The organism is Ruegeria sp. CF1 (assembly GCF_056537445.1).
In genome coordinates, this window is sequence record NZ_JBQFRN010000014.1 from 80,122 (window position 1) to 101,008 (window position 20,887).

General features: G+C 57.6%; 23 protein-coding genes and 1 tRNA gene. 12 read left to right on the top strand and 12 right to left on the bottom strand.

Translation table 11 applies throughout. The features are described 5' to 3' along the window. The first annotated feature begins 11 nt into the window (after positions 1-11). A complete protein-coding gene (locus ACRZ96_RS19120) occupies positions 12-791 on the top strand; it encodes a type III pantothenate kinase (protein WP_170397028.1) in 780 nt (259 codons plus the stop codon). Continuing rightward, positions 788-2,455, top strand: coding sequence for a ribonuclease J (locus tag ACRZ96_RS19125; protein ID WP_480705428.1), 1,668 nt, complete (start codon positions 788-790; stop codon positions 2,453-2,455). The genes ACRZ96_RS19120 and ACRZ96_RS19125 overlap by 4 nt, the downstream gene beginning before the upstream one ends. On the opposite strand, the gene ACRZ96_RS19130 is transcribed toward ACRZ96_RS19125, so the two are convergent. Then, a complete protein-coding gene (locus tag ACRZ96_RS19130; protein ID WP_480705426.1) occupies positions 2,452-3,153 on the bottom strand; it encodes an NUDIX hydrolase in 702 nt (233 codons plus the stop codon). The genes ACRZ96_RS19125 and ACRZ96_RS19130 overlap by 4 nt on opposite strands. Further along, entirely contained in the window at positions 3,150-3,548 is a 399-nt protein-coding gene (locus ACRZ96_RS19135) for a DUF983 domain-containing protein (protein WP_480705424.1), read from the bottom strand. Before ACRZ96_RS19135 ends, ACRZ96_RS19130 begins: the two co-directional genes overlap by 4 nt. A 221-nt stretch (positions 3,549-3,769) precedes the next feature. Between ACRZ96_RS19135 and ACRZ96_RS19140 the strand changes: the two genes are divergently transcribed. From ACRZ96_RS19140 to ACRZ96_RS19155, 4 genes are read left to right on the top strand one after another with little or no spacing between them, the layout of a single operon-like run. Continuing rightward, a complete protein-coding gene (locus ACRZ96_RS19140) occupies positions 3,770-4,225 on the top strand; it encodes an EF-hand domain-containing protein (protein WP_170403961.1) in 456 nt (151 codons plus the stop codon). A 6-nt stretch (positions 4,226-4,231) separates the two neighbouring features. Further along, positions 4,232-4,846, top strand: coding sequence for an RNA polymerase sigma factor (locus tag ACRZ96_RS19145; protein ID WP_170403958.1), 615 nt, complete (start codon positions 4,232-4,234; stop codon positions 4,844-4,846). Then, on the top strand, positions 4,839-5,183 hold the full coding sequence (locus tag ACRZ96_RS19150) for a hypothetical protein (RefSeq protein ID WP_170397018.1): 345 nt from the start codon (positions 4,839-4,841) through the stop codon (positions 5,181-5,183). Before ACRZ96_RS19145 ends, ACRZ96_RS19150 begins: the two co-directional genes overlap by 8 nt. Further along, positions 5,180-5,653, top strand: coding sequence for a periplasmic heavy metal sensor (locus ACRZ96_RS19155; RefSeq protein ID WP_170397015.1), 474 nt, complete (start codon positions 5,180-5,182; stop codon positions 5,651-5,653). Before ACRZ96_RS19150 ends, ACRZ96_RS19155 begins: the two co-directional genes overlap by 4 nt. 4 nt (positions 5,654-5,657) lie before the next feature. On the opposite strand, the gene ACRZ96_RS19160 is transcribed toward ACRZ96_RS19155, so the two are convergent. Then, positions 5,658-7,064, bottom strand: coding sequence for a diguanylate cyclase (locus tag ACRZ96_RS19160; protein WP_480705419.1), 1,407 nt, complete (start codon positions 7,062-7,064; stop codon positions 5,658-5,660). An 83-nt stretch (positions 7,065-7,147) separates the two neighbouring features. Here ACRZ96_RS19160 and ACRZ96_RS19165 point away from each other — a divergent pair, with 83 nt between their 5' ends. The 5 genes from ACRZ96_RS19165 (at position 7,148) to ACRZ96_RS19185 (ending at position 11,526) form a co-directional block, all read left to right on the top strand. After that, positions 7,148-7,432, top strand: coding sequence for a DUF3572 domain-containing protein (locus ACRZ96_RS19165; protein WP_170397013.1), 285 nt, complete (start codon positions 7,148-7,150; stop codon positions 7,430-7,432). Positions 7,433-7,451: 19 nt separating this feature from the next. Then, complete coding sequence (locus tag ACRZ96_RS19170; protein WP_480705417.1) at positions 7,452-8,147, top strand: HAD family hydrolase; 696 nt, start codon at positions 7,452-7,454, stop codon at positions 8,145-8,147. A 113-nt stretch (positions 8,148-8,260) separates the two neighbouring features. Further along, the gene (locus tag ACRZ96_RS19175; protein WP_170403942.1) at positions 8,261-9,820 is read left to right on the top strand and encodes a trimethylamine methyltransferase family protein; all 1,560 of its coding nucleotides are present in this window, start codon (positions 8,261-8,263) and stop codon (positions 9,818-9,820) included. Between the two features lie 123 nt (positions 9,821-9,943). After that, positions 9,944-10,531: a heme NO-binding domain-containing protein gene (locus tag ACRZ96_RS19180; RefSeq protein WP_170403939.1), complete on the top strand. Its 588-nt coding sequence runs from the start codon at positions 9,944-9,946 to the stop codon at positions 10,529-10,531. After that, on the top strand, positions 10,528-11,526 hold the full coding sequence (locus tag ACRZ96_RS19185) for a GGDEF domain-containing protein (protein ID WP_170403937.1): 999 nt from the start codon (positions 10,528-10,530) through the stop codon (positions 11,524-11,526). Before ACRZ96_RS19180 ends, ACRZ96_RS19185 begins: the two co-directional genes overlap by 4 nt. A 24-nt stretch (positions 11,527-11,550) precedes the next feature. On the opposite strand, the gene ACRZ96_RS19190 is transcribed toward ACRZ96_RS19185, so the two are convergent. The 8 genes from ACRZ96_RS19190 to ACRZ96_RS19225 form a co-directional block, all read right to left on the bottom strand. Beyond that, a complete protein-coding gene (locus tag ACRZ96_RS19190) occupies positions 11,551-12,237 on the bottom strand; it encodes a CbiX/SirB N-terminal domain-containing protein (protein ID WP_480705413.1) in 687 nt (228 codons plus the stop codon). Positions 12,238-12,309: 72 nt separating this feature from the next. After that, positions 12,310-13,242 (bottom strand): AEC family transporter, encoded by a 933-nt coding sequence (locus ACRZ96_RS19195; protein WP_170800016.1) that lies wholly within the window; start codon positions 13,240-13,242, stop codon positions 12,310-12,312. Positions 13,243-13,286: 44 nt separating this feature from the next. Continuing rightward, complete coding sequence (locus tag ACRZ96_RS19200) at positions 13,287-14,084, bottom strand: MBL fold metallo-hydrolase (protein WP_480771597.1); 798 nt, start codon at positions 14,082-14,084, stop codon at positions 13,287-13,289. After that, complete coding sequence (locus tag ACRZ96_RS19205; protein WP_480705409.1) at positions 14,081-14,887, bottom strand: TatD family hydrolase; 807 nt, start codon at positions 14,885-14,887, stop codon at positions 14,081-14,083. The genes ACRZ96_RS19200 and ACRZ96_RS19205 overlap by 4 nt, the downstream gene beginning before the upstream one ends. Continuing rightward, complete coding sequence (locus ACRZ96_RS19210; RefSeq protein WP_480814938.1) at positions 14,887-16,005, bottom strand: DNA polymerase III subunit delta'; 1,119 nt, start codon at positions 16,003-16,005, stop codon at positions 14,887-14,889. Before ACRZ96_RS19210 ends, ACRZ96_RS19205 begins: the two co-directional genes overlap by 1 nt. Position 16,006: 1 nt before the next feature. Continuing rightward, the gene (gene tmk / locus ACRZ96_RS19215; RefSeq protein WP_170663793.1) at positions 16,007-16,639 is read right to left on the bottom strand and encodes a dTMP kinase; all 633 of its coding nucleotides are present in this window, start codon (positions 16,637-16,639) and stop codon (positions 16,007-16,009) included. After that, a complete protein-coding gene (locus ACRZ96_RS19220) occupies positions 16,636-17,802 on the bottom strand; it encodes a D-alanyl-D-alanine carboxypeptidase family protein (protein WP_480771595.1) in 1,167 nt (388 codons plus the stop codon). Before ACRZ96_RS19220 ends, tmk begins: the two co-directional genes overlap by 4 nt. An 18-nt stretch (positions 17,803-17,820) precedes the next feature. Then, positions 17,821-19,134 (bottom strand): SPOR domain-containing protein, encoded by a 1,314-nt coding sequence (locus ACRZ96_RS19225; protein WP_480814939.1) that lies wholly within the window; start codon positions 19,132-19,134, stop codon positions 17,821-17,823. 204 nt (positions 19,135-19,338) lie between these two features. Between ACRZ96_RS19225 and ACRZ96_RS19230 the strand changes: the two genes are divergently transcribed. Next, positions 19,339-19,428, top strand: a tRNA-Ser gene (locus ACRZ96_RS19230). Positions 19,429-19,803: 375 nt separating this feature from the next. On the opposite strand, the gene ACRZ96_RS19235 is transcribed toward ACRZ96_RS19230, so the two are convergent. Further along, on the bottom strand, positions 19,804-20,887 hold a 1,084-nt coding region (locus ACRZ96_RS19235; RefSeq protein WP_480814940.1), incomplete at its 5' end, for a recombinase family protein.

Here is a 20,887-nt window from a genome sequence, read left to right on the forward strand (position 1 = left end):
AGGGGCGCGGGATGCTTCTGGCGATTGATTGCGGCAATACCAACACCGTTTTCTCGATCTGGGATGGCGAAAAGTTCCTGTGCACTCTGCGCACCTCAACCCACCATGCCCGCACAGCGGATGCCTATTTCACCTGGTATTCAACCTTGGTGAAACACTACGGTATCGAAGCTGATATCTCGGATGTGATCATCGCCTCAACCGTGCCACGCGTGGTGTTCAACCTGCGGGTCTTTGCTGATCGCTTTTTTGGATGCCGGCCGATTGTTGTTGGCAAGCCAGATTGCCTGCTGCCGGTCAATCCGCGCGTGGACGAAGGCACCGTGCCCGGTCCGGACCGGTTGGCCAACGCGGCGGCGGCGTTCGACCGCCATGGCGGCAATGTGGTTGTGGTTGACTTTGGGACCGCCACGAATTTCGACGTGGTCGCAGCCGACGGCGCCTACGTCGGTGGTATCATCGCCCCTGGCGTGAACCTGAGCCTTGAGGCACTGCATCAAGGTGCCGCGGCGTTGCCGCATATCGACATCACGAGACCCGAAAAAGTGATTGGAACAAACACGGTTGGCTGTATCCAGTCCGGCGTGTATTGGGGATATTCCGGCCTGATTGAAGGGCTGATCTCGCGCGTGAAAGCTGAATACGGAATGGCGATGAAAGTCGTCGGTACCGGGGGCCTGGCGCCTCTGTTTGATCAGGCTGACGTGGGTTTTGACGCTATCGAGGATGATCTGACGATGCACGGGTTGACCGTGATACATCGCTATAACAAGGAAAATGGCTCAACATGAGCAGTGAACGACTGATCTATCTGCCGCTGGGCGGTGCAGGCGAAATCGGCATGAATGCCTATGTCTATGGTTACGGCAAGCCGGGGCAAGAGCGGTTGATCCTTGTGGATCTTGGCGTTGCCTTCCCGGACATGGACACCTCGCCCGGCGTGGATCTGATCTTTGCAGACATCACCTGGCTTAAAGAGCGTGCCGATCAGCTGGAAGCAGTTTTTGTCACCCACGCGCACGAAGATCATGTCGGGGCGGTGGCCCACTGTTATGAGGCTTTGGGCGCGCCGGTCTACGCGCGCGCTTTTACCGCCAATATCGCGCGTCGCAAGATGGAAGAACGCGGCCACCCGACCGAGGCGGTGCAAACTGCGTCTCCATGGCCCGAACAGATCAAGGCTGGCCCGTTTACCGTTGGTTTCCTGCCGGTTTCGCATTCCATCCCTGAAAGTGCAGGGCTCGTTATCGACTCGCCTTCCGGGCGCGTGGTGCATACGGGGGATTTCAAGCTCGATTCCAACCCGGTCGTGGGCGAACCATTCGATCCCGATCTGTGGGCCGAGGTGGCAAAGCCCGGCGTCAAAGCGTTGGTCTGTGACAGTACCAATGTGTTCTCAAGCCATCCCGGGCGTTCGGAATCCGAAGTCGGACCCGAGATCACCCGTCTGGTTCAAGAGGCCAGCGGCATGGTCATCGCAACCACGTTTGCCTCGAACGTGGCACGCGTGAAAACGCTGGCAGAGGCGGGACAGAAAGCCGGCCGTTCGGTCGTACTGCTGGGTCGTGCGATGCGGCGTATGATCGAGGCGGCGACCGAGACCGGCATCCTGACCGATTTTCCAAAGGTTATCAGCGCCGAAGAGGCCGTCGATGTGCCACGCGCGAACCTGATGTTGATTGTGACTGGCAGCCAAGGCGAACGCCGCGCAGCCAGCGCCCAACTGGCGCGCGGTAAGTATCGCGGACTAGAAGCGAAAGAGGGCGATCTGTTTCTGTTCTCGTCCAAGACTATTCCCGGCAATGAACGTGGCGTGATCCGCATCATGAACCAGCTCAGTGAGAAGGGAGTGGATGTAGTCGATGACAGCTCTGGTCTGTATCACGTCTCGGGTCACGCCAACCGGCCTGATCTTGAGAAGGTTCACGCTCTGATCGATCCGCAGATGGTCATCCCGATGCATGGCGAACACCGCCACTTGCGTGAGCATGCCAAACTGGCCGAAACGGGCGGACGTACTGGGATTCTCGCTGTTAACGGCACTATGCTGGATCTGACTGGGAATGCGCCCAAAGTGGCGGATTATATCGAGACTGGCCGGACCTATCTGGATGGTACAGTCAAAATCGGCGCCTTGGACGGCGTGGTGCGCGACCGGATTCGCATGGCGCTGAACGGCCATATCACCATCACGGTGATATTGGACGAAGAAGACGAACCGCTGGGTGAGCCGTGGTGCGATACGATGGGCCTGCCCGAAATGGGATCATCCCGCGCGGGGCTGATTGAGGTGCTGGAAGAGGACCTGAACCAGTTCCTGATGCGTGCGGGCGCAAAGACGCTGCGTGATGACGACAAACTGGAAGAAGGGTTGCGCCGGATCGCACGTCAGACCGCGCAGGCCGAGATCGGCAAGAAACCCGAGGTAACAGTGGTTGTTAGCCGAATGCGTTAATCTGCATAGGGCATCGGATAGCCCCGAAGCTGCAGGAAAAGGCTGGCCTCTTCGTTGTTGAGAAAGAAGGGAACGGTTTCAGGCGGGTTCGGGTCCTCTGCACGGGCAGCGACTTCGGCCAGAACAACTTCGGTGATGAAGGGCAGGTCGAACTCTCGTGCTTGGCTGATCTTGACCCATTGCAAATGCGATAGCTCGTCCGAGGCATGCGTGAAGTCGTCAAGATCCCCCTGAATCGCGTCCGCATCGACCAGAAAGAACCTGGCGTCGAACCGGCGGGGTCGCCCCGGCGGTGTGACTGCGCGAAAGACAAATTGCAGTGCTTCTGCAGACGGCAGGTAGCCCATCGCCGCAAAGCTTTGCCAATCGGCCGGGATCGCGCCTTGCCAATCCCCTTGTTGCCCCAGAACAAGCCCGGTTTCTTCCCACAACTCTCGGATCGCCGCGACAGCCAGAGAGGTCTGCAAGTTTGGCGCTGATTGTTGTGACAGGCGATCGGTGCATAGATCGGGCAATGGCGTACTGAGCGGGATGCCTGCATCGGAAGCATCAACCGCGCCGCCCGGGAATACGAATTTGTTCGGCATGAACGCAGCCTTGGCGCCGCGTTGGCCCATCAGGATCGACGGGTCTCTGAACCGATCACGCAATACGATTACGGTAGCAGCATCCCGGATTGCGGTTTTATCCGTCGTCATCCGGCCTTGCCAAACCCGTGCATCCGCCGCGCCCATTGATAGGCGACAACGGCCCCTTTGAGACGGGGCAGAAGGAACAGGGATAGCGCGACGCAGCCGATCGAGAATGCAATCGCCATGGTCCATGGATCGGGACGCCACTGCACGTAAGAGACATGAAGGGCGGGTGCCAGAAGGTGCCCCACCAGCAGGATCGTCAGGTAGGCCGGGCCGTCATCAGCGCGATGATGGAACAATTCCTGCCCGCATTCCGAACAGGTGTGATTCACCTTGAGATAGCTGTGCAACAGCGCACCCTCACCGCAATTCGGGCATTTGCACCGGAACCCTCGGATCAATGCGGGTTTTGTTGGGCGGTCTTCTTCGAGCGAACTGTCAATAGTTTGGTCAATCATATGTATCTCGCGCATCTTTCCTGAAGGCATTTAGGCAGGATCAGACCCAACGGAAAAGGGGGGTGCGTCGCTTTGTGGCGCTGCTGCTTAGCGTATCATTTTCTATTGGCGTTTCAAATAAACCAAAAAAAGTTGTGCCGGAAGCGACGGAAACCCGCCCAAGCCGCGTTTGAATAGGTATCAACAGCGGCAAATGGCCGCCAAATTCAGGGAACTATGTAATGAAAACCAAAAGCTTCATTTCGGCAATCGTCGTAGCTGCAGTTACTGTGACCGGCACTTCCGCTTTGGCCAAGGGCCCGCGTGCGACATTTCAGGAACTGGATGCCGACGGGGACGGGCAGGTGACTCAGGCCGAGATCGAGACACATCGCAACCAGAAATTCACCGCTGCCGATACGGATGGCGACGGCCAACTGAGCGTCGAAGAAATGCAGGCTGCGGCGCAGACCAAGGCCAACGAGCGTGTTACCAAGATGTTCGAAAAGCACGACGCAAATGCGGATGGTTTCCTTAGCGAAGATGAATTGCCGAAACCGCGCCGCGCCTCCAAGATGTTCGAGCGCATCGATGCCGACGGCAACGGTTCGATCTCAGAACAGGAATACGCGGATGCAAAAGATAAAATGGGCCGGAAACACAAGCGGCATCAGAAGTCGGACACCGACAACAACTGATACGGGATGGAGGATCTGACCTCTTATCCCGACATCGAGCATGGCGGAACACCTGCCATGCCCGAGCCCAGCGACGAAGAGTTGCTGGGCCGGTTTTCTGATGGCGATGCTACGGCGGCCCGCCTGCTGACCGGGCGGTTGGGGCCGCGAAGTTATTCCGTGGCTTTGCGAATGCTGGGAAACCCAGCAGAAGCAGAGGACGTGACGCAAGAAGCGATGATGCGCCTTTGGAAGATGGCACCTGACTGGGTGCCGGGGCAGGCGCAGTTATCGACCTGGCTCTATCGCGTAACACTGAATCTATGTGTGGACTTGCGCCGGAAAAAGCGGCCTCAAGCGTTGGACAATGTGGCCGAACCCGAAGATGAGACTGCCAGTGTGGTCGACCAGATGCAGGAGAGTGCCCGCAAGGACGCGTTGCAGGCTGCATTGGAGCATTTGCCGGACCGGCAGCGGCAGGCTGTGGTTCTGCGGCACATCGAAGAATTGTCCAATCCCGAAATCGCGGGGATCATGGATATTTCGGTCGAGGCGGTTGAAAGCCTGACCGCGCGTGGCAAACGATCTCTGACCGCGATACTGGCGGGGCGTCGGGATGAACTGGGGTACGAACATGGCTGATCAAGATAACGAACTCGACCATCTGTTTGCACGGGCGCGTGCGGCGCGGGATACGTTTCCTGACGATCTTGCGGTTCGCATCGAAACGGATGCCGAAGCCATACGTCTGGCCCGGACTGCAAGACCGCAGCGGCGGACATGGCGGCAAAAGATAGGCGTTATCGGGGGGTGGCAAGGGTTGAGCGGTCTTGTGGCCGCAAGCGCAGCTGGCGTCTGGATCGGGTTCTCCGCTCCGGCCTTCTTGCCGGACCCTGTTGATTATTTCATCTCACAAGAGACGACCTATCTGATGGCCGATCTGAATTTAGACGAAAACTATCTGGAGGACGCAGAATGAGCGATCATCCCGCACCCAAACGCAAATGGATGCCGATATTGCTGGTTGTCTCTCTTGCTTTGAATCTGCTGATTGTCGGAGTCATTTTGGGTGCGGCATTGCGCTTTAAAGGAAGCGCTCATGCCGATGCGCCTCCGGGATTTGGCCCGGCGCTGTATTATGCGCTGCCAAAGTCGGATCGAAAGGCTCTGAGGGGTGAGTTGTCGGACCTGCGCGGAAAAGGATCACATCGTCGCAAGCAGGATTTTACTGCTCTCAGTCAAGTGCTGAGGGCCGTGCCTTTCGATCCCGCAGCGGTTGCGAGTCTTTTGGCACAGCAGTCGAAGGCAACTGCTGATCTGCAGACTGCGCTTCATCAGCAATGGCTGGCCCAGATCTCGGCCATGAATGATGACCAACGTGCCGCTTACGCGGACCGGCTGGAGGACGTGGTTAAACGCGGCCCGCGTAAACACAAAAAACGGGACTGACTAGTCACGCTGCGCTTTGCCGAATCTGTACCTGGTTGCGGCCCGCTTTTTTGGCGGCATAAAGTGCTTTGTCCGCCGAGCTGATCAATCGACCAACCGGGTCTGTTTCGCCTGGATGAGAGAGTTCGGGCGGGGTACATAATTTCACCCCCACGCTGATCGTTACGGGTACTGGGGCCGGACGATCCGGCAGCTGAAAAGGTTTTTCGCAAATTGTTTCACAAATCTGTTTCGCTTGCTTCAGCGCTTGGTCGGTTGAGGTATTCGGTAGCCCGATCATGAACTCTTCGCCGCCGATACGTGCGACAAAACCGGTTTTTCCTATCACGACTCGCAGCCTTTTCGCGGTTTCGGTCAGAACTAAATCCCCCGCAGCGTGACCGTAACGGTCATTGATTGCCTTGAAGTGGTCCAGATCGGCCAGCATCACAGCGAATCCGTGTTCCGTTTCTGGGGCCTGAAGCGCGATCTGGTCCAGCGCGCGCATCGCATAGCGGCGATTGAACAGTCCGGTCAGCGGATCGATCAGGGATTCGGCCAAATCCCTGCGCAATGTCGCTCGCAATCTGTCGTCTCGGGTCTTGCGGGCGATCAGAGTTTCAAGCCGCAAGCATATCTCATCTGTCTGAAACCCGCCCATGCAGACCGCATCAGCGCCTCGGTCCAGCGCCTCGGCCGCAAGTGCGGGATTATCATCCGGCAACACACCGATCAGCACCGTATTTCGTGTCGCACCGCGCGACCGAAGATCTGCCAGTAGGTTCCGCCCCGAGCTATTCGGTGCAAGCTCAACAATAATCGCGTCCGGGATCGTTCCGGACAGGATGCCTTTGAGATCAGGCATAGTATGGCCGGTCACACGATGCCGGGTTTGATGGGTCAGAGCATTACTCCACAACGCGCTGGTTCGAACTGTTTGCGTCAGGATCGCGATCTCTGCCATCGATGGCGGGGCGATCAGCACCTGTGGCGCCTCGCCAAAGCCAATGGTTTGGGCCGAACCTTCGATGTTTAATTCCTGCCGTTCGGCGCGCGTACGTAACAAGCTGCGCACGCGGGCCAATAGAAGTGTATCCTTGAACGGATAGCCAAGCACATCATCCAGCCCGTCAGACAGTGCCTTCAAACGCGCTGCTTTGTCGTTTTGCGGTGCAATCGCAACAATCGGCACATCGATCAGAGCAGGATCTGCCGCCATCACTTTCTTAACATCCGCAGCGCTTCCGTCGGGCAGAGTTTGCGCTGTAAGAACCAGATCAGGCCGTGTCCGCCGCAGCAATGCACCAAGCCCGGCCAGTTTCTCTCCCTGCACGACATGGTACCAGGCGGCCGTCAACTGAACCTTGAGCATTATGCGATTGGTCGAAACACCGTCGAGGACGAGTATGGTGCCTTGTACAGACATAGCCATTCACCGTTTGATTGCATGCGTTGCTAAAGTGTTTATGAGTCTGGTTAACAAACCCTTTCCAACACAGTGTCCGAGGCCAGTTTATGCCGATCTCCGCCAATTCCGCTGAAACTCTGGCCCTGAATGTGCTGGGCTGGCTGGTGGGAAATGATGAGTTGCTGCCCGTTTTCCTGGGGGCGACAGGTGCCTCGGAACAAGATTTGCGCGACCGTGCGGGTGAGGCTGAATTTCTTGGGTCTGTGTTGGACTTTCTGCTGCTTGACGATTCATGGGTGATCGCTTTTTGTGACGCCAATTCCGTGCCCTACGAAGAGCCGGGTCAAGCCCGTGCCGCGTTGTCCGGAATTTCGGATATGCACTGGACCTAACCCAAAGGAAATTTGTTTCATGGCAATCGACGCCCTCGTGTTCGACAAGGACGGTACTCTTTTTGATTTTGCAGCCACTTGGGGTGCGTTCGGGCGTATCGCGATGCTGCAGCTCTCTGATGGAGATGTGCAGCGCGCGACAGAGTTGGGGAAGGCCATCGGATTTGATTTTGAACAAGAGAGCTACGACCCGAATAGCGTAGTCATCGCCGGAACGGTCGATGAAGTTGCTGCAGCCCTGACACCGCATTTGCCTGAGGTATCTCTGGGGCACCTGATCGAAACACTCAACCGGGCGTCAGCGAACGCAGAGCAGATCCAAGCCGTTCCCTTGGCACCATTCCTTGCCGAGCTGCGGCGCGCCGGGCTGAAACTGGGCGTTGCGACGAACGATGCTGAAATGCCGGCCCTGCGGCACCTGCAGTCCGTTGGTGTGCGGGACCATTTTGATTTTGTAGCCGGATATGACAGCGGACATGGTTACAAGCCAGGTCCGGGGCAGCTATTGGCCTTTGCTCAGCATGTCGAGGTCGCGCCATCTCGTGTTGCGATGGTTGGTGACAGTCTTCACGATCTAGAGGCGGGACGCGCCGCAGGGATGGTCACCATCGGGGTTCTGACCGGCATGGCGACGGCCAAAACACTCGAACCGCTGGCGGATGTCGTCTTGCCCAACATCGGGCACATTCCCGGCTGGTTGTCGAAAACCGAATAACCTCGGTTCCAAATCGCCGGGTTGGATAATAAAACCGACAACTCTTGTCGCAGACAGAACGGCGATACTGAATCTTCGGGGCTTTCATAGGAGTGAAAGCGCGGAGGATGGTGATGGCTGAGAGCAAGACACGCAAACGTCGCGGTGGTGGACGCGCGGGCGCAGCCGCGAGGCGCGGCGCGGCGGTGATCGAGCAGATGCCCTGGAACCCGCCCACAAACATCGACAAGCCAATCGAGCCGTTGGGACCCGAGGGAATCGAAGCGGTTCACGAAGGTGCCATGCGGATTCTCGAAGAGATCGGCATCGAGTTCTACAATCAAGAAGCCATCGGGATCCTGCGCAAGGCGGGCTGTACAATTTCCGGCGACAACGTCCGTATGGACCGGGATTTCGTGATGGAAATGGTGGGCAAGGCGCCCAGCAAATTTACCATCACGCCGCGCAACCCGGAGCATCAGATCGAGATTGGTGGCAGGACCATTCTGTTCGGCAATGTTTCATCCCCACCAAATTATTGGGACATGGAAATCGGAAAAAAAGTGCCCGGCACCCGGCGGATGTGTCAGGACCTGCTGAAGCTGACGCAATACTTCAACTGTATCCACTTTGCAGGTGGATATCCGGTTGAGCCGGTCGATATCCACGCCAGCATACGGCACCTTGATGTGCTTTATGACAAGCTGACCCTGACCGACAAGGCAATGCATGCCTATTCGCTGGGGAAAGAGCGCGTCGAAGACGTGATGGAGATGGTGCGTATCGCGGGTGGCCTGAGCCACGAGGAATTCGAGGCCACGCCCCGCATGTACACTAACATCAACTCGACCTCACCGTTGAAACACGACCATCCAATGATCGATGGCTGCCTGCGGCTTGCGCGGCGTGGGCAGGCAATTGTCGTGACGCCTTTCACTCTGGCCGGGGCGATGGCCCCTGTAACGATGGCTGGCGCAGTGGCACAATCGCTTGCCGAAGCGCTGTGCGCGATTGCGTTGTTTCAGTATGTTCGCCCGGGTATTCCATGCGTGATCGGGACCTTTACTTCGAATGTCGATATGAAATCCGGTGCGCCTGCATTCGGGACACCGGAATACATGCGCTCGACCCAGATGACTGGGCAGATGGCACGGTATTATGGCTTGCCTATGCGGTCCTCGGGCGTTTGCGCGGCAAATGTGCCCGATGGGCAGTCGGTTTGGGAAACCTCGAATTCCCTTTGGGCGGCGGTGCAGTCAGGCACCAACATGGTATATCATGCGGCAGGCTGGCTTGAAGGAGGCCTTATCGCAAGCCCCGAGAAGTTCATCATGGATTGCGAAATCCTGCAGCAGATTCAGCGGTATATGCAGCCGGAACTGACAGCAACGGGCCCGGATGACATCGCCCTTGAAGCGATCCGGTCTGTTGGAAACGACGGGCATTTCTTTGGCATCCAACATACGCAAGATCGCTATACCACCGCATTTTATCAGCCGTTCCTGAGTGACTGGAAAAACTTCGAAGCCTGGGAAGCAGCTGGTGGTATCTGGACTGCGGAACGTGCCCATCGGATGTTCAAGGAGATCGTGAACAATTTCGAAGCCCCGAAGATGGATGAGGCGATCCGCGAGGAGCTGGCCGAGTTTGTTGAGCGCCGCAAGGCCGAAGGCGGTGCGCCGACCGATTTCTGATCGCTGCCCAATCCGCCCCTCAGTTTGGGATTAGATCGGATTCTCATAATCCCGTATCGGATTTTGGGTTTTTGTTAAGTTTTCTGCGATCACTTGAGAGTGTCTTTCAATCTGAGGCGACTCATGCACGGGCTGATCAACAGGGCGATCCAATCCTTTGTTTGCGCCACCTACGGGCGTCAATGCTGGTTGCGCGCGACTCATACGGCCGGGCTGGGATTTGACGAGTTCGAGGCGATGTTGATCTATGACGCGGAGATATCGACCCGAGTGCTCGACGCTTTGTGCGCTGACTTGAACCGCCCAAAATCCGAATTTCTTGAGGATTTGGGCACTTATCTGGTCTCACACTCGAACATGGAAGATCTACGCAGGCTATTGCGTTTTGGCGGGGTCACCTATTTGGAGTTTCTGCATTCGCTTGATGATCTGTCGGATCGCGTCCGCCTCGCTGTGTCCGATCTGAGATTGCCGGATTTGGAACTGCAGGAACACTCGCCCGGGGAATATCACCTGCACTGTACTCCTGATTTGCCGGGGTATTCCAGCGTCATGACAGGTGTACTACGAGCCATGGCGGATGACTATGGGGCGTTGGTGATCCTGTCCAATGAAGGGTGCCAAAACGGGGCTGAGTTGATTTCTATCACATTGATCGAAAGCGCGTTTGCCGAAGGGCGTCACTTTGATCTTGGGGCACGTAAATCATGATCAAGACCGCAGATCTTGGACAGTTGCTGGACACCTTATGTCCGATGTTCGTCCTTGTAGATGACATGGGGCGGATCGGGCAGGTTGGACCAACTCTGCAGAAGCTACGTCCGGATCGGCCTATGGTCGGCCGAAGCTTTCTGGATGTCTTTGAACTGGTGCGCCCTCGCTCAATCACGACAGTAGCTGCGCTGATGATGGTGCCGGACCGAAAGCTACACCTCAGGTTTCAAGACCGGCCGCAGACTGCGTTCAAAGGTCTGATTGCGCCGTTTCCTGGCGGAAGCGGGGCGGTCATCAACCTGTCGTTTGGAATTTCGATACTGGATGCGGTACGCGACTATTCTCTGACCAGCACCGATTTCCCGGGCACTGATCTGGCCATAGAATTGTTGTATCTGGTCGAGGCAAATTCTGCCGCGATGGAAGCGTCACGCTCACTGAACTTGCGTCTGCAAGGTGCGATGCTGGCGGCAGAAGAACAAGCCTATACGGACACGTTGACCGGGCTGAAAAATCGACGTGCGATGGATCATATTCTGGGGCATTTGATTTCGTCGAAATCGAGTTTTGCAATGATGCATCTGGATCTGGATTTCTTCAAATCGGTCAATGATCGATTGGGGCATGCTGCAGGGGACTATGTTCTGCAGCAAGCCGCAAAGATCATGCTGGACGTCACACGCAGCGACGACACGGTTGCCCGAGTCGGGGGTGATGAGTTTGTCTTGATTTTTAAGGGCATGAACGATCGTACAAAGCTTGATGGTATTGCAGGGCGCCTGATTTCACGCCTGTGCAAGCCGATGCAGTTCGATGGGGCAACCTGCCGTATATCGGCAAGTATTGGTACAGCACTCTCGACACAATTCGAAGTGCCCAAGGCCGAGGATATTCTTCATGCCGCCGATCTGGCTTTATACGCCGCGAAACGAAGCGGGCGATCCTGCCACCGTTTCTATTGCGAGCTATCGGATGCGCAGCATTCCGGTTGACGCAGGTGGCCCCCCTTTGCTTCGCTACAGTGTATCCAACGTCGCCGCGATGTGTCGCTTGACCTGAGGAAGCTCTGAAATCACGGGCATTACGTGTCCGTGAAAGCTGGCGCGGGCAAGTTCCTCGGGTACATCTTCCAAAACATGGCCTCCGGTGCAGGCAAAAAACGGCAGGCACAGCGCCTTGCCACCGCACCCGGTGGCGGCGTCCGCAATTGATGGGGTTTGCTCAACGAACCCGGTGCGAATGCTATTGAACGCGGTAAGCCGACCCAGATTCTCGGCGAAACCCTTTGCGACAATGGCCGGATTGGCGCTGCGGCCCGAGCCATGTGCAGCGATCACAAGATCTGTGTCCGCCGCGCTCCAAACCCTGTTCGTCAGTTCCTGATGTATGGCCGCTGTAATCAGGGCAGGCAGTTCGGGATCGATACCCATGGGGTCCAGAATCGTGACAGAACGCTGGCCAATCCGCTTTGGCAGAGCGCTGGTGACAAACCAGCCGCGCGCCATGAATAAGGGGTAGATAACCGTGTCGCTGGTCAATCCATCAAGGCAATTTTCCAACGCCTGCGGGGCTGCCAATGTGGCCGACGATACCGAAACCCGTTGACATAACTCATCTACCTCTCGCGCAAAGGCTGCTAGCGCAGCTTCTGCAGGTGCAGGGTCCGAGGGTTGGCCATGGGCGACGATAACGGCGTGTGTCATGCAGGGCTCCGGATAGGTTCTGCGATAGATGTATTGCTGGTGGGCAGAGTCAATGCGGTGTTGGCAATTTCGTCATCCCAGCAGAGTCAGCCACAACCAGACCGTCAATATCGACGCGGTCGTTCCGATCAGAACCGACGATGCGGCGACGCGTTTGGCATGGCCATACATGTTAGCGAAAATATACGAATTGATCCCCGGCGCCATGGCCGCCGTCAGTACGCCCGAGCGGAACAGGTCTTGCGGCAGCGCCAGAGATGATCCGAAGAACCAAACCAGGCTTGGGTGCAGCATCAACGAGATACAGCAAACGAAGATAATGGTGCGCAGATCGCCCTCGGGCCGGTACTTGACCAGCACGCCCCCCAGCGCGAACAGGGCACCGGGCAAGGCCGCGCGGGTGATCAGGTTCAAGGCTTCGTCCACAACTCCGGGTATGGCCAGTCCAGTGAGGTTTACGACAAACCCCAACGAGATCCCAAGAATGAGTGCATTCTTGAACATGGCCGACAGCACGGATTTCAACATCCGCACTCCGCCGTTGCCGCGGTTTCGAAGCACCTCCATCACCGTGATGCCGAGACAATAGCAAAAGGGTGAGTGGAACGCGATGATTGTGAAGTTGCCCACTAGATTTTCGACCCCATAGGCGCGCTCGGTAATAGGCAACCCCAAGAGGACCGAGTTTGAAAACAGACAGCAAAATCCAATAGCAACCGAATCCTCCCACGCGCGTCCGAAGATCAGGCGCGCACCGATCATACCAGCGACAAAACACAGACCAGCTGCTGAATAGAAACTGACCAAAAGCCGAGGATCGAAGCTGGTGCCGAGATCGAGATTGGCAATGGCGAGAAACAGTAGGCAGGGAATGGCAAAGTTCTGCGTGAAACTCATTAACCCATCGATATGGGTTTCGCGAAAATAGCCGAACTTCGTCGCCGTGTATCCGGCACCGATGACCAGAAACACCGGCAGGATGACATCAATCAGGCTTTGTAACATGGCGGAGCCATACGGGGTATCGTAAGCGCGTGTAGCAGCATGCCTTACAGGGCGTGCCGGATCACCATGCCATCATAGGCAGGCGTGATATGATCCGGTGTTTCCGCATCGACCGTCGCATAATCCAGATCGATATGCATGTTGGTCAAAACGGCGCGTTTAGGTTTCAACTGGTCAATCCAGCCCAGCGTCTTTTCCAGATGGGCATGTGTCGGATGCGGGGAACGACGCAGAGCGTCAATAATCAGGCAGTCCAGATTCGCCAGTTCAGTCATGCTCTCATCATAAAGCTCTGCTACATCAGGCAGATAAACGACGTTTCCCATCCTGAAGCCAAGCGCATCGATTGATCCGTGGTTTACGCGAAATGGTCGAAGCGGGATCAGGCCGCCAGGGCCGGAAATTTCGAACGGCCCATTGATTGTCTTGAGATCGAGTATCGGCGGATACGGCGATCCCTCGGGCTGAACGAAGGCATAGCCAAACCGGCTGAGCAGATCGTTCTGCGTGTCACCATCGGCCCAGACAGGGACGCGGGTTTTCATGTTGAAGACGATCATCCGCAGATCGTCGATCCCATTCATGTGATCCGCATGGGAATGCGTGTAGACGACACCGTCCAATCGCCCCGTCCCGGTGTCCAGCAATTGGCTGCGCATATCCGGTGATGTGTCGATCAGAACCGAAGTTGTCCCATCCGGCCCGTCACGTTCGACCAGTAACGAGCATCGCCGCCGCTGGTTTTTCGGGTTTTCCGGATCACAATCACCCCAATGCCCCCCAAGACGGGGGACGCCACCGGATGACCCGCAGCCCAGAATTGTCAGGCGCAGCTCGCTCATGCAGCCGCCTTGTATGTGGCGGCTTTAGTGAAGAGCCGATCAAAATTGGCCTGCGTTTTTGCGGCGAAATCTGCGTAATCCAATCCGAAGACCTCAGCTCCTTTACGGGCGGTGTGTGCCGTATAGGCGGGCTCATTCCGTTTACCGCGATATGGTGGGGGGGCAAGATAGGGCGCATCGGTTTCGACCAGAATTCGGTCAACAGGTGCCGAAGCGAAGATATCGCGTAGTTCTTGGCTTCTTGGGAAGGCCGCGATGCCGGACATGGACAGGTAAAAGCCCAGATCAAGCGCGGCCCGGGCCAGTTCTGCCGACGAAGAAAAGCAATGCATGACGCAGGAATAGGGCGCATTGCGATGCTCTTCGGTCAGAATGCGGGCCATGTCGTCATCAGCAGCGCGCGCGTGGATGATCAATGGCAGGCCGGTGCGCTGGGCGGCCTCGATATGGATGCGCAGTGATTGTTTCTGCACATCCGCCGACTCGGCCGTGTAGTGATAATCAAGCCCGCTTTCCCCAATGCCCACGAACTTGGGATGCTTAGCCAATGCGACCAGCTCATCGACCGTGGCCATCGGCTCATCAGCGGCGCTCATCGGGTGGGTGCCTGCAGCGTAGAAGACTGGGGAGTGAGCCTCGGCGATGGCGCGCACAGCGGGTTCGTTGCGCAGCCGGGTGCAGATGGTCACCATGCGGGTCACGCCAGCCTCGGCAGCGCGGGCGACGATATCATCCAACTGACCGTCGAAATCAGGGAAATCCAGATGGCAGTGGCTGTCGGTAATTTCGGGGGTGAGGCTCATCAGCTGTGACCGGCGGTTTCCTGTATCTTGAACACCGTATCTAGGACAAGCGAGGCAGGGTCAAGGTTCACCGCCTGCCCATGCCGCGCGCGCGTCGTGATGAGCGCGGCGACCTCCGCCCATTGGCGGGCCTTGTGCTGCGAGTTAGAGAGGCGCGACAGAGTTTCAGCCTCATTCGGGGCGGCCTCGGGTATGGGGGCGGCACCTTTTGCACCTGTCAGCGCCAAACGCGAGAGCGCAACGTCGATCAGCGAAAGCAGCAGATCAAACCGTTCCGCAGCACCTCGCGGAGCAGCCGCTTCTGCCAGTTTTAGGGTGCGCTGGCGGTCGAGCCGGGGAAGGGAGCCCAGAATTGCAATCAGCTCGGCATAAAGCTCTAGCCCGCCGAGATTGATCAAGCGGACGGCATCACCCACTGACCCGGCGGCGAGGGCTGCCAAATGTTCAGCCCGACTAGGGATTTCTGTGCCGGTCTGCACTAGCGCGGCCTTCATGTCATCTGCGTCAAGGGGTGAAAGCCGCAGCGTGCGGCAACGCGAACGGATGGTCGGCAGCAGGCGCGAAGGTTGGTGTGAAATCAGCAGCAGCGTCGTGCGCGCTGGCGGCTCTTCGAGCATCTTCAGCAGCGCATTGGCAGCACTGACATTCATTTCATCCGCTGAATCGACGATAACAACCCGGCGACCACCATCGGCAGAGGACAGGCCGAAGAACTTGCCCAATTTGCGGATGTCATCGACAACGATTTCGTTGCGCAGCCGTCCCTGATCGTTGACGGACCGGGTGATTGCGGCAAGGCCGGGCTCGGCCCCCGCCTGGATTCGGTGAGCGACGGGGTGGTCCGGGTCGATGTCCAACGTCTCAGGCGCAGGAGGGGCGCCAAACAACCCGCCTTCATCTGCCGGAGGTGTGGCCAACAAAAACTGTGCAATGCGCCAGGCAAGGGTAGCCTTGCCCACACCCCGCGACCCCGTCAGCAACCAGCCGTGGTGCAGCCGGCCCGAGTTATACGCGGTTAAAAACGCCTCTTGGGCCGCATCCTGTCCGAACAGCTTGAGAGTTTCGCGCGGATGCGGGGCACCAGGGGCCTGATCCGGTGTTTGGATATCGTCGCTCATGTCAGCTCAATTGCAGGGACGTCATGACAATATCTGTCACATCCCGCGCAACGCTGTCCATGTCCCGATTGCCGTCGACCACGTGGAAACGGTCAGAGAATTCATGGGCCAGACCCAGAAAACCTGCCCGCATCTGTTGTTGAAGCTCCAAACCGAAATCTTCGAACCGTTCTTCGGTGCCCTGTCGACCTTTGGCGCGCAACAGGCCGGTTTCCGGGTCCATATCGATCAGCAAGGTCATATCTGGCTCTCGCCGGATCATCAAGCTGTGCAACTGATCCACCAAACCCCGCAGATCGCCGCGCGACAGACCTTGATACATCCGGGTACTGTCGGCAAAGCGATCGCAGATCACAACCTTGCCCTCTGCCAACGCGGGTTCAATCGTGCGCTCAAGATGATCGCGCCGGGCAGCGGTGAACAGCAGGATCTCGGTCTCGGCCGACCAGCGGTCCGGATCACCCTGCAGCACAAGGCTGCGAATTTCTTCTGCCCCGTCCGATCCGCCGGGCTCGCGCGTCAGAACGACGTCGCGGCCTTGATGCCGCAAGTGCTCGGCCAGCAGGCGCGCCTGCGTGGACTTGCCTGATCCGTCAATGCCTTCGAAGGTCAGAAACGTTCCGCGCGCTGTCACATTTGCTCCAGCGGAGTGTTGATCACTTCTTTCAGAACGATGCCACCCACGGTCAACATACGCACGACAAACCCGCCCAAGGGAACATCCTTTTCCGCAACCAGCGGGCGGCGGATTTCGGGCAATCCCTCGGGTTGGATCACAAGCTCGGCCAATTGCTGGCCTTTGCTGACGGGTGCGTTGATAGGGCCGTCATAGACAACCTCGGCCTTGATGTCCTTGTCGCCCAAAACGGGGAACAGCAAGGTCAGATCACCCTCGGGCACCAATCCCACAGTCTTTTCCGCCCCCATCCAAAGCTTGGCCTGGGCTACCGGTTCTTCTGATTTGGCAACTGTCCTCTCGACAAAATTTCGAAACGACCAGTTAACCACGGCCTCAGCCTCCTCTGCGCGCTTGGCGGTGCTGTCGAGCCCTGAAAGAACAAAGACAACCCGTCGGTCGCCTTGTTTGGCAGAACCGACCAAACCATATCCTGCCTCTTGGGTATGGCCAGTCTTGAGGCCATCGGCACCGATATCCAGCTTCAGCAGCGGATTGCGGTTCCGCGCGTTCGAGGGCGCGCGGCCATCGAATTCGAACTCTTCTTCGGCGAACAGGGGATAGTACTCGGGGAAATCGGTGATCAGCCGGTCGGCCAGAACTGCCAGATCGTGCACTGACATCATGTGCCCAGCAGCAGGCCAGCCGTTGGAATTGGCAAAGTTCGAGTTGTTCATGCCCATCTGCTGCGCCCGCTGAGTCATGAAACGGGCGAATCCGGCTTCGCTTCCGTCGGGGCTGAGCGCTTCGGCGATCACGACACAGGCGTCATTGCCCGAAAGCACGATGATCCCACGCAAAAGATCCTCGACCCGGACACGATCCTGCGTGTTCAGGAACATGGTCGAGCCGCCATAGCTCATTGCATGTTCCGAGACGGGCAAAGTTTCGTCCAGCGTCAAACGACCATCGCGCAAGGCTTCAAACGCCACATAAAGCGTCATGAGCTTCGACATGGACGCTGGGGGCAGAGGCTGATCGGCGTCTTTAGACAACAGCACAGTGCCGGTTTTCTGGTCCATCACATAAGCCGCACGCGCGGTGGTGTCGAAGGCATGGGCAGGCAGTGTCAACAGCGCCAACCCGAGGGACAGTGTGGTGGATCGCAAAGCGGAAAGCATCATGGGCCTCCTGTTTGATCAGTTCTTTGCCGTGAAAGCATCGGTAAACCCAAGGTCTTTCACATCGTTCAACATCGCACGACGTTCCGCGCGGGTTGCAACGGGTCCAACCAAAACGCGCCAGACCGACTTGTCCTCGCTTTTCAGTTCCATGACTTCGGCAGCCATGCCATTGCGCCGGATCTTGTCCGCCGCGCTCTTGGCGTTGGATTCTACGCTGAAGGTGCCCGCCTGAACAAAAGGTTTTGCCAACCCACTTGTCGCCGCAGCACTCGCCGTCGCTGGTGCCGCCGCCGTTGGTTCAGAGGCCTCGATGGCCGCTGCCGCTCCGGCAATCGGGTCCAGAGGCGTTTCGGTGATTGCGTTAGGGTCTTTCTTTTGCCACCACTTGCGCTTGGCCGGTTTTTCAGCCGGTGCCGTCAGTTCGGGATCCGACAATGCTGCCGTCTGTGTTTCTGACGAAGGGGATTCGGTCCCGGCAGCCGCTGCGGTTGCTGCGCCAGCTGCAGCGACTGCAGTCTCGTCGCTTGGCTTTTTCTGCCACCATTTGCGTTTGGCCGGTTTCTCTGGGGCTGGGGCCTCATTCGCGGCCAATTCACTGGTCGGGGCTTCTGCATTGGTCGGGGCTTCTGCACTGGGCGCATCTTCATTCGACGATGCAGCAACGGCAGCCCCAGCAACGACTGCAGCTCCGGTCGCTGCTTCGGTGCTTGGCTTTTTCTGCCACCATTTCCGCTTTTGAGGCTTTTCAGCAGCGCCCGCTTCCGACGCTTCTGCGGTGTCGGTTGTTTCCGAACTCTCTGCACTATCTGTCTCTTCGGCAGGTTCCGCGGCGACAGGTGCAGGGGGTTCTTCAATAGCCTCACGTCGCAACGCGACAACCTGCACCCTGGTTGGAGCACCAGCCAGCATTCCCAATTGCTCGGCAGCGGATGACGAGACCTGCAGCGCGGGTCCCGGCAAATTCCGCTCACGGCGGAACAGGGCACCCGTTACCGATTTGTTGTTGGCTGTATTCTTGATCAGCACCCGCTCGGGTTGAGTCACATCGGGATGCGCCACCCAGATACCACCCAGCGATGGCCGCCCGTCCCACAATCCTGCTTCGGTGACCTGAAAAACCTCGGGGGCCTCAACATCGCGCTGATTGGTCGCGGCAGCCTCGGGGAACAGTTCGAACCGGTTTGTGTTGTCCGCATCTTCGGCGGCCGTATCCTCAGGCGGGTCCTCTGCAGTAAGTAGCCCTTCTTCGCATCCAGCCAATGCTGCCATGGTCACGACCAAAATTGCCAGCCGTTGTGGCCCAAAGCGTGTGCCCGTAGCTCGCTCCATTTTCTCAATCCCTTGCCTGACAAGGCCATTCCGGCCGCGCCCCACCGCGTCATTGCTGGTTCTTGTTGCCAGTCTTGTGCGGTCTTTCCCGCAGATCATAGCGCGGGCATCGGGCCATGGAAAGACTGCTACATTCGCTTCGGCAAGATTTCCCGCTTTATGGCTTGCCACCGCGCTCAACTCGTCATAGACCCAGCCTCACGCGGGGAGGTGGCAGAGTGGTCGAATGCGGCGGTCTTGAAAACCGTTGAACGTGAGAGCGTTCCCAGGGTTCGAATCCCTGTCTCCCCGCCACTCATACCCGTCTCACTTCAGTTGTGTTTTCTGACCCGGAATTGTGTCGCAATTCCCGCGAGTAAGCGCATGCGCTTTCAATCAGAGACGAAGCAGACCGTACACTCAGAGTGCAATTCAGGCCCAAGTCTCAGTGACGCATTTTGGCGGGGTCGCTTTGGACTGGGTTTCCCTGATAACCTGCAATTTACAGGGAATTTTCGCAAAACAGGTCTGGAACCCGGCATTTCAGATGTCACAACTCTATTTTTTCCAATGGCTTAAGTTGCAAATTCCCTAAAACGTGAAACAGGGAATTTTTTTGTGGAAACAGGGAAATGTTTATTCGGATCAGGGAGGCCGAACCCTGTATCAGGGACGCCGGATCTGGAGGTGTCAGAAGCCGAATAGGCGCTCCTGTTCAGCCCAATCAAGTGGATGGGTCACGCTGACAAGACGCTTGAGTGTGAGTTCGGGCGGCTGGGTGCCGTCGAGAATCGCGGCCTGAATCTTTGGTGAGAGAAAGGCGAGCTGGGCGCGTGTGCGGATGAAGGCGCCGGGGAGGTTTTCCTGCCGCGCAATTTCCATCAGTTGCATCCCGGCTTTCAGATCACGGGCCCAGCCATGGGCACGGATCAGCATGGACCGGAGGTGAGGATCGGGTTGGGGTGCCATGTCTCCGGCGATGACCTTGGCCTCGACGCCGCGGCGGCGCAGATCGAAGGGTGCGGTGATGTGTGTGAGATCCGGGTGCAGTTGGTCAGCAGTGATGCCAAGTGCGCTTGCCAGAGTCTCGGGATTCAGTTCGAGGTCGATCTGTCCTCGCGCAATTATACCGTTGGCCAGGATATCTGCGCCAAACAGATCGCCCTGGCCTTGACGCCGGATCACTAAGTCCGCAACTAAAGTCTGCACTGCCTCGGCTGATCCGGCCTCCGGCTGCGCCAGTACCCGGTGCGCGACGGCGGCGTCTTGCAGATGTCTGACGATGACATCAATGACCGCGTTTTCCAGCGCCGGTCCGGGCAGTCGCCAGCCGCAAGTATCCTTGCCGCCCGAGGTCAATCTATTGGAGACATAGTAGCGCAACCGTCTGCCTTTGCGCGTGGTGTGGGTTGGCGTCAACCGATCACCTGTCTCATCCCTCAGACGACCCGTGAGCCAGGCGTCGGGGTCATTGGTACGTTGGCGCTCATTGGGTGTAGGGTCTGCACGGGATCGCCGCGAGGCTTGGCGCATTTTCTCCTGCACCCGGTCCCAGATGTCCTGGTCGATGATCGCCGGATGTTGTCCGTTCCAGATCTTATCCTTGTGGCGGATTTTACCGAGATAGACCGGGTTGCGCAGCAGATAGTAGATCTGGCCGCGTGACAGCGTACAATCTCCCTTTGTGAATCGGCATGCAAAATTGACCCACTTAGGTGGGTTATGAGCGAATAAAATTGACCCACCTGTTTTCGTTAAGATCCGCACAAAAGTG